At 72.8% G+C, this 11,732-nt stretch carries 12 protein-coding genes; 8 read left to right on the top strand and 4 right to left on the bottom strand.

Features of this window, described 5'->3' with window-relative positions:
- Positions 1-5: 5 nt before the first annotated feature.
- The gene (locus A6A27_RS04190; RefSeq protein ID WP_073833092.1) at positions 6-1,172 is read right to left on the bottom strand and encodes a mandelate racemase/muconate lactonizing enzyme family protein; all 1,167 of its coding nucleotides are present in this window, start codon (positions 1,170-1,172) and stop codon (positions 6-8) included.
- A 25-nt stretch (positions 1,173-1,197) separates the two neighbouring features.
- The gene (locus A6A27_RS04185) at positions 1,198-2,226 is read right to left on the bottom strand and encodes a LacI family DNA-binding transcriptional regulator (RefSeq protein ID WP_073833090.1); all 1,029 of its coding nucleotides are present in this window, start codon (positions 2,224-2,226) and stop codon (positions 1,198-1,200) included.
- 194 nt (positions 2,227-2,420) lie between these two features.
- Here A6A27_RS04185 and A6A27_RS04180 point away from each other — a divergent pair, with 194 nt between their 5' ends.
- The 7 genes from A6A27_RS04180 to A6A27_RS04150 are packed head-to-tail and all read left to right on the top strand — an operon-like array spanning position 2,421 to position 9,431.
- On the top strand, positions 2,421-3,299 hold the full coding sequence (locus tag A6A27_RS04180) for an ABC transporter permease (protein ID WP_073833089.1): 879 nt from the start codon (positions 2,421-2,423) through the stop codon (positions 3,297-3,299).
- Positions 3,300-3,315: 16 nt separating this feature from the next.
- Positions 3,316-4,335 carry an ABC transporter substrate-binding protein gene (locus tag A6A27_RS04175; protein WP_073833087.1) on the top strand — a complete coding sequence of 340 codons (1,020 nt, stop codon included), beginning with the start codon at positions 3,316-3,318 and terminating at the stop codon, positions 4,333-4,335.
- Between the two features lie 7 nt (positions 4,336-4,342).
- Positions 4,343-5,164: an ABC transporter ATP-binding protein gene (locus tag A6A27_RS04170; RefSeq protein WP_073833085.1), complete on the top strand. Its 822-nt coding sequence runs from the start codon at positions 4,343-4,345 to the stop codon at positions 5,162-5,164.
- A 25-nt stretch (positions 5,165-5,189) separates the two neighbouring features.
- Positions 5,190-6,341, top strand: a complete 1,152-nt coding sequence (locus A6A27_RS04165) for a Gfo/Idh/MocA family protein (RefSeq protein WP_073833083.1) — start codon at positions 5,190-5,192, stop codon at positions 6,339-6,341.
- On the top strand, positions 6,338-7,501 hold the full coding sequence (locus A6A27_RS04160) for a dihydrodipicolinate synthase family protein (RefSeq protein WP_073833081.1): 1,164 nt from the start codon (positions 6,338-6,340) through the stop codon (positions 7,499-7,501). The genes A6A27_RS04165 and A6A27_RS04160 overlap by 4 nt, the downstream gene beginning before the upstream one ends.
- The gene (locus tag A6A27_RS04155) at positions 7,498-8,337 is read left to right on the top strand and encodes a sugar phosphate isomerase/epimerase family protein (RefSeq protein WP_073833079.1); all 840 of its coding nucleotides are present in this window, start codon (positions 7,498-7,500) and stop codon (positions 8,335-8,337) included. The genes A6A27_RS04160 and A6A27_RS04155 overlap by 4 nt, the downstream gene beginning before the upstream one ends.
- Positions 8,337-9,431 (top strand): glycerate kinase, encoded by a 1,095-nt coding sequence (locus tag A6A27_RS04150; protein ID WP_073833077.1) that lies wholly within the window; start codon positions 8,337-8,339, stop codon positions 9,429-9,431. The genes A6A27_RS04155 and A6A27_RS04150 overlap by 1 nt, the downstream gene beginning before the upstream one ends.
- 38 nt (positions 9,432-9,469) lie before the next feature.
- Here A6A27_RS04150 and A6A27_RS04145 read toward each other — a convergent pair whose 3' ends face one another.
- Both A6A27_RS04145 and A6A27_RS04140 read right to left on the bottom strand, forming a co-directional pair.
- The gene (locus tag A6A27_RS04145) at positions 9,470-10,831 is read right to left on the bottom strand and encodes a WD40 repeat domain-containing protein (protein WP_073833075.1); all 1,362 of its coding nucleotides are present in this window, start codon (positions 10,829-10,831) and stop codon (positions 9,470-9,472) included.
- Positions 10,828-11,334: a SigE family RNA polymerase sigma factor gene (locus tag A6A27_RS04140; RefSeq protein ID WP_198940181.1), complete on the bottom strand. Its 507-nt coding sequence runs from the start codon at positions 11,332-11,334 to the stop codon at positions 10,828-10,830. The genes A6A27_RS04145 and A6A27_RS04140 overlap by 4 nt, the downstream gene beginning before the upstream one ends.
- Positions 11,335-11,459: 125 nt before the next feature.
- On the opposite strand from A6A27_RS04140, the gene A6A27_RS45650 reads away from it, so the two are divergent.
- A complete protein-coding gene (locus A6A27_RS45650) occupies positions 11,460-11,666 on the top strand; it encodes a hypothetical protein (RefSeq protein WP_241825062.1) in 207 nt (68 codons plus the stop codon).
- Positions 11,667-11,732: the final 66 nt, after the last annotated feature.

Raw genomic sequence — 11,732 nt, 5'->3', positions numbered from 1 at the left:
GGCGGTTACCTGCCCAGGACGTCGACGGCGAGTTCCTTCACCACCGACTCGTCGACGTCCACGCCGAGCCCCGGCCCGGTCGGCACCTGGGCGACGCCGTCGCGCACCTGCACGGTCGCCCCGGTGGCGTACGACGACTCCAGGAACTGCCGCCCGTTGAGGTCCACCGGCGTGTCGATGCCGTATGCCGCGAACAGGTGCACCGAGGCGGCCAGGCCCAGGTCGGAGTCGGTGAGCCCGGAGCCCATCAGCCGCACGCCGGAGTCCTCGGCCAGGGCGCACAGCCGCCGCGACAGCGTCAACCCGCCGCTGCGCTGCACCTTGGCGATGGCCACGTCCACCGCGTCGAGTTTGACGAAGGTGGCCAGGTCGCTGGGGTGGCGCAGGCTCTCGTCGAGCGCGACCGGCACCGGCGAGGCCTCCCGCAGCCGGCGCAGCCCGGCGACGTCGTTGGCCGGCAGCGGCTGCTCGAACGCGGTGACGTCGAGGTCGGCCAGCCGGCGGGCCATCCGCAGCGCCGCGTCCACGGTGTACGCCTGGTTGGCGTCCACCCACAGGGCGGCCTCGGGCGCCGCCTCCCGGACCGCCCGCACCACGGCGGCGTCCTCGGCCTCGCGGTGCAGGCCGACCTTCACCTTGAACGCCCGGTAGCCGAGGGCGTGTCCCTCCGCCACCGCGTCGGCCACCTCGCCGGCGGTCTGCCCGGAGACGATCCAGCCCAGCTCGATGGTCTCCTGGCGGCGCTGCCCCCACAGCACCCCGACCGACACGCCGAGTGCCCGGCCGAGCAGGTCGTGCAGCGCGACGTCGACGGCGCACTTGGCCAGCGGCGCGCCGATGGTGAAGCCCCGGTTGACGGCCCGGTCGAACGCGGCGGTCACCCCGTCGAGGTCCCAGGCCGGGCGGCCGAGCACCGCCGGGGCGAGGTACCGGTCGATGGTGGTGACGATGGATTCGGCGGTCTCGTACGTCCAGGCGGGGATCGGGGTGGCCTCGCCCCAGCCGGCGACACCGTCGGCGCTGACCTTGGCCAGGACGCGGATGCTGGGCGTGCCGGCGACGGCGACCGATCCGCCGGACACCCCGAACGAGCGCACGGTGGGCAGCGCGACGGCGTACGTCTCGACCGAGTCGATGGTCAGCCCGGCCAGGGCAGTGGCAAGAGGGGTCACGGGTGGGCCTTTCGTACGCGTGGGATCAGGTCAGCTTGGCGGTGCTGGCCCGGACGACCACCTCGCCGCCCATCCGCAGGATCCGGCGGCGCCGCCCGGTGTTCTCGGTCAGCGCCAGTTCCATCGCCTTCTCTCCGAGCTGCTGCAACGGCAGCGCGACGGTGGTCAGCGGCGGGGTGAGGTCGCGGACGATCGGGATGTCGTCGAAGCCGGCGACGGAGATGTCGTCCGGCACGGACAGGCCGTGGTCGCGCAGGGCCGCGCAGGCGCCGATGGCCATCACGTCGGTCAGCGCGAACACGCAGGTGGCGGTCGACCTGCGGGTCAGCAGTTCGGTCATGGCGCCGTATCCGCCGTCGCGGGTGAACGGGCCCTCCACGATGTCGGCCGGGTCCAGCGACACGCCGGCCTTCTTCAGTTCGTCGCGGAAGCCGCCCAGCCGGTCGGCGACCGTGGTCAGCGCCGGCGGCCCGGCGAGCACCGCGAACCGGCGGTGCCCCAGGTCGAGCAGGGCGCGGGCCATGGCGGCCGCACCGGCCCGGTTCTCCGGCAGGACACTGTCGACCTTCAGGCTGCGGTGCCGGCTGACCACGGCGACCCGGCCGCCACCCTCCAGGTAGGGCTTGAGCTCGGCGTCCAGGGCCCGCTCCCAGCGCGAGTCCTCGAACCCGGAACCGATGAGCAGGATGGCCGGTGCCCGCTCGGCGCGCAGCATCGACACGTACGCGATCTCCCGCTCCGGGTCCCGGAACGTGCTGGCCAGCATCACCAGCAGGTCGTTGTTGCCGGCGATGCGCATGACGCCGCCGGCGACGGCGGCGAAGTAGGGGTCGCTGACGTCGTGGCAGATCACGCCGACCGTGCGGTGGGAGGCGCCGGCAAGGGCGCGGGCGTGCGCGTTCGGCGTGTATGCCAGCTGCTCGGCCGCCGCCAGCACCCGGTCCCGCAGTTGCGGGGTCACCCGCATGCCGTTGAGTGCCCGGGAGGCCGTGGCCAGCGAGACGTCGGCGGCTCTGGCCACGTCTTCCAGGGTCACGTGCGTCCGTGGCTGCATGGACTTTCCCCCTGCGGAAGTTCTTGACCGGATTATTTCGGCGTGGTTACCGTAGCACCCTGAAAGCGCTTACTGAAAGCGCATTCAGGGCCGAGACCTGGAGTTTCCGGACGTCCTCGGCCCTACCGACGGCACGCGCCTACCCAGCGGCTGAGTACCCGGAACCGCCGGCCAGCCAGGGAGAACGGAGGGTCATGGCCGCGCAGAGCACCATCGAGCAACGGGAGCCGACCGCTCCCGCCCGCACCCCCGCGCCGGCCGCCCGCCGCCGGGGTTCGGCCGGCGGCGGCCTGCTCCGGTTCGTCCAGAGCACCTGGCGCCCCGCCGCGGTCCTCGCGGCCATCTTCGTCGCCTGGTGGGCGGTCACCGCGGCGGACCTGGTCAAGCCGTACCTGGTCCCCGCGCCGGGCACCACGCTGGACGTCGTCCTCGCCCAGACCGGCTACTTCGCCCACCACACCTGGATCACCACCTACGAGACGATCCTCGGCTTCGCCATCGCCATCGTCGTCGGCGTGCTCTCCGCCGTCGTGATGGTGTACTCCCCGACGGTCGAGAAGAGCCTCTACCCGCTGCTGCTGTTCGCCCAGGTCATCCCGAAGATCGCGATCGCGCCGCTGTTCATCGTGTGGCTCGGCTTCGGGCTCACCCCGAAGGTCGTCGTCGCGGTCCTGATGGCCTTCTTCCCGATCGTCATCTCCACGGTCACCGGCCTCAAGTCGATCGACCCGGAGATGCTGCAACTGTCGGCGACCATGGGCGCAGGCCCCGGCCAGACCTTCCGGAAGATCCGCTTCCCGGCCGCCCTGCCGCACCTGTTCTCCGGCCTCAAGGTCGCCGCCACGATGGCCGTCACCGGCGCCGTGGTGGGCGAGTTCGTCGGCGCCAACGAGGGCCTCGGCTACGTGATCCTGCAGGCCAACGGCAACCTCGACACCCCGACGCTGTTCGCCGGGCTGCTCATCATGTCGCTGCTCGGCGTGGTCCTGTTCGTGGTCGTGGAACTGCTCGAGTACTTCGTCCTTCCATGGCACGCCAGCCGCCGTACCGACGCCGCTACGACGTCGCTCTGAATAGGAGACCCGTCCCATGAAGTTGCGCACCTTCGCCGCCGCGCTCGTGCCGGCCCTCATACTGGCCGCCACCGCCGGCTGCGGCTCGTCCTCCGACGAGCAGGCCAAGACCGCCCAGGGCCACGACAAGGTCACCCTGACCCTCAACTGGTACCCGTACGGCGAGCACGCCCCGTTCTACTACGGTCAGAAGCAGGGCATCTTCGCCAAGCACGGCATCGACCTGACCATCCAGGCCGGCCAGGGCTCGCAGAAGACCGTCCAGGCCACCGCCGCCGGGCAGACCGACTTCGGCTGGGCCGACACCCCCGCCCTGCTCTCCGCGGTGGGCCAGGGGATGGACGTCAAGAGCGTCGGCGTCTTCCTGCAGACCACCCCGTCGTCGGTGCAGTTCTTCAGCGACAAGAACATCAGCTCCCCCGCCGACCTCAAGGGCAAGACGATCGCCTCCACCGCCGGCGACGCGCTGAGCAAGACCTTCCCGGCCTTCCTCAAGGCCAACGGCCTGGCCGCCTCCGACGTGACCCTGCAGAACACCGACCCGGCCGGCAAGATGGCCGCCGTCATGTCGGGCAAGACCGACGCGCTGCTCGGCTTCGCCACCGACCAGGGCCCGACCATGCAGGAGAAGGCCGGCAAGCCGGTCTCCTACCTCAAGTTCGCCGAGAACGGCCTGACCTTCTACAGCAACGGCCTGATCGCCTCCACCGACACCATCAAGAACAAGCAGGACCTGGTCAAGCGGATGGTCGCGGCCAGCAGCGAGGCCTGGGCCGCCGCCGAGAAGGACGCGGCCGGCGCCGTCGCGGCGATGGCCGGCGCCTCCCAGCAACTGCCGTCGGAGAAGGTGCTCACCGAACAGTTCAACGCCACTCTGCAGCTGCTGCACACCGACGCCACCAAGGGTCAGGCGCCCGGCATCAACGACGAGGCCGACTGGACGAAGACGATCAACGTGTTCGCCGAGGCCGGCGTGATCAACAAGGCCGAGTCCCCGGCGACCTACTGGGACGCGAGCTTCGCGCCGAAGGGATGAACCCGAGATGACGGTCGGCAACACCACCACACAGCGGCCCGCTGACGCCACGGCGACCGGCGCCGCGGTCGAGATCGACCAGGTCGCGGTCCGCTTCCGTACCAAGAAGAAGGACGTCACCGCGCTGCGCGACGTCTCGCTGCGGATCGAGCCCGGCGAGTTCGTCTCGATCGTCGGCGCCTCCGGCTGCGGCAAGTCGACGCTGCTGAAGCTGGTGTCCGGCCTGCTGCGGCCCTCGTCCGGCCAGGTCCGCCTGCACGGCGAGGACGTGCGGGGGCCGCGGCGCGACATCGGGTACGTCTTCCAGCGCGCCGCCCTGCTGGAGTGGCGTACGGCCCGGAAGAACATCCTGCTCCAGGCCGAGATGCGGCGCCTGCCCAAGGCGCAGGTACGCCAGCGCGTCGACGAGCTGATCGCGATGACCGGCCTGACCGGCTTCGAGGACGCGTACCCGAACGAACTGTCCGGCGGGATGCAGCAGCGGGTGGCCCTGTGCCGCGCGCTGCTGCACCGCCCCCCGGTCCTGCTCATGGACGAGCCCTTCGGGGCGCTGGACGCCCTCACCCGCGAGCAGATGAACGTCGAGCTGCGGCGCATCTGGCGGGAGACCGGCACCACCGTCCTGCTCGTCACCCACTCCATCGCCGAGGCGGTCTACCTGGCCAACCGGGTGATCGTCATGACCCCTCGACCCGGCACCGTCGCCGAGGTCATCGACGTCGACCTCCCCGTGGAGCGCGACTACGGCCAGACGATGTCGGAGCCGGAGTTCGCGCGCGCCACGGGACGCATCCGGGACCTCCTGGGTGCGACGACGACCGCCGAATAACCACCGGACCTGGGAAGGAAACACAGTGGAGCGCACGTCTATCGGGATCATCCTCAACGGCGTGACCGGACGGATGGGCTACCGCCAACATCTCGTCCGGTCCCTGCTCGCCATCCGCGAGCAGGGCGGACTGCCGGCCCGAGACGGCAGCCGCATCTGGCCGGAGCTGACCCTGGTGGGCCGCAACGAGGCCAAGCTCGCCGAGATCGCCGCCCGGCACGGGCTGACGTCGTACACGACGGACCTGGACGCCGCGCTCGCCGACGACTCCCACCAGATCTACTTCGACGCGCAGGTCACCGCCCAGCGGGAGAAGGCCATCCGGGCGGCGATCGACGCGGGCAAGCACGTCTACACCGAAAAGCCGCTCGCCGAGGGGCTGACCGGCTCCATGGAACTGGCCCGGCTCGCCGCCGCCAAGGGCATCAAGAACGGCGTCGTGCAGGACAAGCTGTTCCTGCCCGGCCTGCGCAAGCTCAAGCGGCTCGTCGACGGCGGGTTCTTCGGCCGGATCCTGTCGGTACGCGGCGAGTTCGGCTACTGGGTGTTCGAGGGCGACTGGCAGGACGCCCAGCGGCCGAGCTGGAACTACCGGGCCGAGGACGGCGGCGGCATCGTCGTCGACATGTTCCCGCACTGGCACTACGTGCTGGAGCAGATCTTCGCCCCGGTGACCGCGGTGACCGCGCACATCGCCACCCACATCCCCGAGCGGGTCGACGAGACCGGCCAGACCTACCGGGCCACCGCCGACGACGCCGCGTACGGCATCTTCGAGCTGGCCGGCGGCATCACCGCCCAGATCAACTCCTCCTGGGCCGTGCGGGTCTACCGCGACGAGCTGGTCGAGTTCCAGGTCGACGGCACCCACGGCAGCGCCGTGGCCGGGCTGCGCGAGTGCCGCATCCAGCACCGGGGCGCCACCCCCATGCCGGTGTGGAACCCGGACCTGCCGGTCACCGAGAACTTCCGCGGCCAGTGGCAGACCGTCCCCGACAACGACGACTTCGACAACGGGTTCAAGGTCCAGTGGGAGGCGTTCCTGCGCCACATCGTCGACGACGAGCCGTTCCCGTGGGACTTCCTGGCCGGCGCCCGCGGCGTGCAGCTCGCCGAGGCCGGCCTGCTGTCGGCGCGCGAGGGCCGCCGGGTGGAGATCGAGGAGATCACCCTGTGACCGCCCGGATCACCCTGCCCATCCCCGGCGGCGGCACCGAGGCCCTCACCTTGCGCGAGCCGGCCGGCTGGCAGCGGCCGGCCGGCCCGCCGGCCAGCCGGATCGCGTACGCCGCGGCGCACGTGGTCGCCGACCCGTACGCCGACAACGCCCCCGGCCAGCCCGCCCGGCTGGACTGGGACGCCACCCTGAGCGTGCGGCGCAACCTGTGGTCCTGGGGGCTCGGTGTCGCCGAGGCGATGGACACCGCCCAGCGCGGGATGGGCCTCGACTGGGCCGCCACCCACGAGCTGATCCGGCGCAGCGCCGCCGAGGCCGCCGCCTGCGGCGGGCGCATCGTCGCCGGCGCGGCCACCGACCAGCTGACCAACTTGCCCGACACCCTCGACGACGTCGTCACCGCGTACGCCGAGCAGGTCGCCTTCGTCCAGGAGTGCGGCGCGACCGCGGTGGTGATGGCCAGCCGGCAGCTCGCCGCGCTGGCCACCGGCCCGGACGACTACCTGCGCGTCTACGACCAGGTGCTGTCCGGCACGACGGCGCCGGTCGTGCTGCACTGGCTCGGCGACATGTTCGACCCGGCCCTCGCCGGCTACTGGGGCTCGACCGACCTCGACGAGGCGACCAAGACGTTCGTGTCGCTGGTGCAGGCCCACGCCGACGTCATCGACGGGGTGAAGGTGTCGCTGCTCGACGCCGAACGGGAGGTCCGGCTACGGGAACTGCTGCCGCCGACCGTCCGGGTCTACACCGGCGACGACTACCACTACCCCGAGCTGATCGCCGGCGACGGCCAGCAGTTCAGCCACGCCCTGCTCGGCGCGTTCGCGGCCATCGCCCCCGCCGCGTCGGCGGCGCTGCAGCGCCTCGACACCGGCGACACCGCGGGCTTCCGGGAGATCCTCGACCCGACCGTGCCGCTGTCCCGGCACGTCTTCGCCCCGCCCACCCAGTACTACAAGACCGGCATCGCGTTCCTGTCCTGGCTCAACGGCTTCCAGCCCGGCTTCACCATGGTCGGCGGGCTCCACAGCGGGCGCAGCGTGCCGCACCTGGTGCAGGCGTTCCGTCTCGCCGATGCCGCCGGCCTGCTGCTCGACCCGGACCTGGCGGTCGAGCGGATGCGCCGGTACCTTTCGGTCGCCGGGGTGAGCGCGTGAGCGCCGTCGACCCGCGCCTGGCGCGGCTGTCGCTCAACCAGCGCACCACCGAACGGTGGTCGGTCCGCGAGGCCGTCGAGGGCTGCGTCCGGGCCGGCATCCCGGCTATCGGCCTGTGGCGCGAGCCGGTGGCCGAGATCGGCGTGGCCGCCGCCGCGAAACTCGTCGCCGACGCCGGGCTGCGGGTGTCGTCGCTGTGCCGCGGTGGCTTCCTCACCGCCGACGGCGACGCCGGCCGCGCCGCGCTGGCCGACAACCGGCGCGCCATCGACGAGGCCACCGGCCTGGGCACCGACTGCCTGGTCATGGTGGTCGGCGGCCTGCCGCCCGGCTCCCGCGACCTGCGCGGCGCCCGGCAGCGGGTGGCCGACGCACTCGCCGAGCTGGCCCCGTACGCGGGCGAGCGCGGCGTACGGCTGGCGCTGGAGCCGCTGCACCCGATGTACTGCGCCGACCGGGCCGTCCTGTCCACCCTCGGGCAGGCGCTCGACCTCGCCGAACCGTTCCCGGTCGAGCAGGTCGGCGTCGTGGTCGACACCTTCCACATCTGGTGGGACCCGGACGTGTGGCGGCAGATCGACCGCGCCGGCGCGCGCATCGCCAGCTTCCAGGTCTGCGACTTCCTCACCCCACTGCCGGCCGACGTGCTGCTCGGCCGGGGCATGATGGGTGACGGCCACATCGACTTCCCGCCGTTCCGGCGGGCGGTCGAGCAGGCCGGCTACACCGGCGACACCGAGGTGGAGATCTTCAACGCCGAGGTGTGGGCGACCGACCCGGACGAGGTCCTCGCGACCATGAAGGACCGCTACCTGCGGCTCGTGCTGGCCGACTGATGCGCCTCGTCGTCGCACCCGACTCGTTCAAGGGCAGCCTGGGCGCCGACGCCGCCGCCCGGGCCCTCGCCAGCGGCTGGCTCGCCCGCCGGCCCGGTGACGAGACACGGCTGCTGCCCCTGGCCGACGGCGGCGAAGGCACCGTGGACGCCTTCGCCGCCGCCCTGCCCGACGCCGAACGCCGCACGGTGACGGTGTCCGGGCCGGACGGCCGCGCGGTGACCGCCGCCTGGCTGCTGCTGCCCGACGGGGCGGCCGTGCTCGAACTCGCCCAGTCCAGCGGCCTGCCGCTGATGGCCGCCCCGGACCCGCTTCACGCGCACACGTACGGGCTCGGCGCGGTCGCCCGGGCCGCCCTCGACGCCGGGGCCACCCGCCTCGTCATCGGACTCGGCGGGTCGGCGTCCACCGAAGGCGGCACCGGCGCGCTGCGCGCCCTGGGACTGCGGCTGCGCGACGCCCGGGGCCGGGACCTGCCGCTCGGCGGCGCCGCCCTGGCCGACCTGGACCACGTCGACACCACCGAACTGCTGCCCGCGCCGCCCGGCGGGGTGCAATTGCTGGTGGACGTGACCGCGCCGCTGACCGGCCCGGCCGGCGCCGCCGCCGTGTACGGGCCGCAGAAAGGCGCGGAACCGGCCGACGTGACGCTGCTGGACGCGGCACTGCGCCGGCTCGCCGAGCAGGCCGGCGGCCACCCCGACGAGCCGGGAGCCGGGGCGGCCGGCGGCACCGCGTACGGCCTCGCAGCGCTGTGGGGGGCCAAAATCGTGCCGGGCGCGACGATGATCGCGGAACTGGTCGGACTGACGGACGCGCTCGCCGGCGCGGACGTGGTGCTCACCGGTGAGGGACGGTTCGACGAGACCTCGCTGACCGGCAAGGTGGTCGGTTCGCTGCTGGCCGCGGCCGCGTCCGCTGCCGTACCCGTGGGGGTGGCCGCGGGGCAGGTCGGCGGCCCCGTGCCCGGGTCGGTGTCGGCGGCGGTGTCCCTGGTGGAGCTCGCGGGCTCAGTCGACGCGGCGCTGGGCGACCCGACGCGCTGGCTGGTCCAGGCCGGTGGTGTGCTGGCCGACCGGCTCGGCGCACTCTGACGCCGAGACCCGGGAGATGCGCCGGGCGGTGGCTGCGGCTATTCCAACCGGGCCCGTCGGGTTCGTCTCCGGCGCCACAGCAGGAACGCGGCGCCGAGGACGACGACACCTACGACGGCGTTCAGGACCATCGGCCAGGGGCCGCGGTGCGGGCGACCGGCGTGTCGCACCGTCAGGTCGGTCAGCAGCCCGGTGGCCAGGTGCAGGTCGAAGACCTGACAGCTCTGGGTGCCGAGTTCGCAGGTGCTGCCGGTGTCGAAGCGGGACAGGGTCCGGCGGGTGCCGGCGCCGAGGTGCACCTCGACCAGCGCCACATGGCCCGCGGCGTTGATGGTCGCGACGACCACGCTGTCCGCCGAGCGCCAACCGAGTAGCTGCACCACGTCCGGGACCGGCGCGGGTGCCGTGCCGCCACCGGAGACGGGCACGAACTCGACGTCGCCGGCCTTCCACAGGAAGGTGCCGTGGCTGGTGTCGCCGCCGGAGGTGCCGTTGAACGGCCCGTCCATGAGCCACGGCACGGTGGCGAGGAACGTGCCGTCCGGCGACCAGCCGACGTCGGCGGCCAGCTCGCGTCCACGCGGGATGGGCACGCTGCCGTACTCGCGGCCGTCGACGTCGACGAGGTGGGCCGTCTGGGCGACCTGCACGGCGAGCCGGCGGCTGTCCGGCGCGAACGCCGCCGTCCACGCCGGCTTGATCGCCGGCAGCTCCGTGCTGCGCCCGGTCGACAGGTCGAGCAGCCGCAGCGTGCCGGTGCGGGCCACCTGGGCCTCGACGACGTTGACCGTGCCGAACTCATCCGTGCGGATGACGGGCGCGGCGCTGTACGCGACGTGACGGCCGTCGGGCGACCAGGCCAGCAGCCGCACGCCGACCGGGTCGCCGAGCGGGATCGACCGGCGCTTGCCGGTGGTCAGGTCGACGAGGATCAGGTCGGCGGTCGCGCCGCGTTCGTCGCCGAGCAGCACGCGGGTGCCGTCCGGGGCGAGCAGCGCCGACGGCTGGTCCCGCTCCTCCATGGCGTCGACCCGCCGGTAGGTGTCCCCGTCGGCTCCGACGACCAACGACTGGAACATGTTGAACGCCTCGCCGTTGCCGTAGCCGTAGAGGGCGATCGCGCGGCCGGGCGGAGCCGACGTGACGGTGCTGGTGAGGATCGAGTACCCGGCGAAGCGGTCGGGCAGGCTCGGCTTCGTCGACGGGGCTGCCGGTTGAACGGGGAGCGGGACGCCGGGCACCACCAGGACGGCCAGGAGGAGCACCACGACCGCCCAGGCAGCGGCGACGCCGATCCGCTGGCGCCGGACCGAGCGGCGGCCCCGGGCGAGCACGGTGTCCAGGTAGCCGGGCGGCAGCGGCGGCGGATCATCCGGCAGGGTGGCGAACAGGTCTCTCATGGCGCGTCCGATCCTCCCGGCACGTAGTTCGGCAGCAGGCGGCGCAGCGCCGCGATGGCGTACGAGGTCTGGCTCTTGACGGTCCCGGCCGAGCAGCCCAGCACGGCGGCGGTCTGCGCGACGTCCAGGTCCTCCCAGTACCGCAGGACCAGCACCGCGCGCTGCCCGCGGGACAGCTTGGTGAGCGCGGCCAGCAGGTCGACGCGGTGGTCGGCACCGGCCAGCGGCGCCGTCGCGGGCGCGATCACGTCGGCCACCGGCCGGACCCGGCGGGCCCAGGACCGTTCCCGCTCGGCCAGGTACGCGTGGACGAGCATCGCCCGGACGTACGCGTCGAGCGAGTCCGCCGCCGTCGCCTTCCGCCAGTGCCGGTACAGCGCGACGAGGCACTCCTGCACCAGGTCGTCGGCGGCCGACCACTGCCCGCACAGCCGGTATGCCAGCCGGCGCAGCCACCACATGCGTGCCTGGACGTACTCGACGTACTCTCGTTCACTCCGCAACCCGGCCTCCCACCACACTAAGAGTGGCCCCGGACCCGTTTCGGTTGTGGCGCCGCTGGACGAGGTTCGGTCCAGGATGACTCGGTGCCTGTCACGATCGGCGACCGACCGGACATGGGGTGAAGGTGAGCTCCGGGACCGAGCACGAGGACCACTTCCGACTCGTCTACGCGGCCAACTTCGAGCGGCTGCTGGCGTACACCCTGCGGCGTGTCGAGCACCCCGAGGACGCCGCCGACGTGGTCGCGGAGGAGGTGTTCTGGGAGACAGCCGACAAGGTCGCCGCCGGACACCCGCCGGCCGGGTACGCGCAGGGGCTGGGCTGCGACTGACCGGTCGTCGCAGGTCGTGCCAGCGGCCGCCTGGTGGCGGAATTACGGAGGTACGCACCGCCCGAC

The organism is Micromonospora sp. CB01531 (assembly GCF_001905095.1).
GTDB lineage: Bacteria > Actinomycetota > Actinomycetes > Mycobacteriales > Micromonosporaceae > Micromonospora.
This window is presented reverse-complemented; position numbering and strand designations above follow the sequence as displayed.

Coding starts and splice junctions, on each gene's coding strand:
- A6A27_RS04185 (WP_073833090.1), bottom strand. CDS start 2,226: ATGCAGCCACGGACGCACGTGACCCTGGAAGACGTGGCCAGAGCCGCC.
- A6A27_RS04175 (WP_073833087.1), top strand. CDS start 3,316: ATGAAGTTGCGCACCTTCGCCGCCGCGCTCGTGCCGGCCCTCATACTG.
- A6A27_RS04145 (WP_073833075.1), bottom strand. CDS start 10,831: ATGAGAGACCTGTTCGCCACCCTGCCGGATGATCCGCCGCCGCTGCCG.
- A6A27_RS04180 (WP_073833089.1), top strand. CDS start 2,421: ATGGCCGCGCAGAGCACCATCGAGCAACGGGAGCCGACCGCTCCCGCC.
- A6A27_RS04170 (WP_073833085.1), top strand. CDS start 4,343: ATGACGGTCGGCAACACCACCACACAGCGGCCCGCTGACGCCACGGCG.
- A6A27_RS04150 (WP_073833077.1), top strand. CDS start 8,337: ATGCGCCTCGTCGTCGCACCCGACTCGTTCAAGGGCAGCCTGGGCGCC.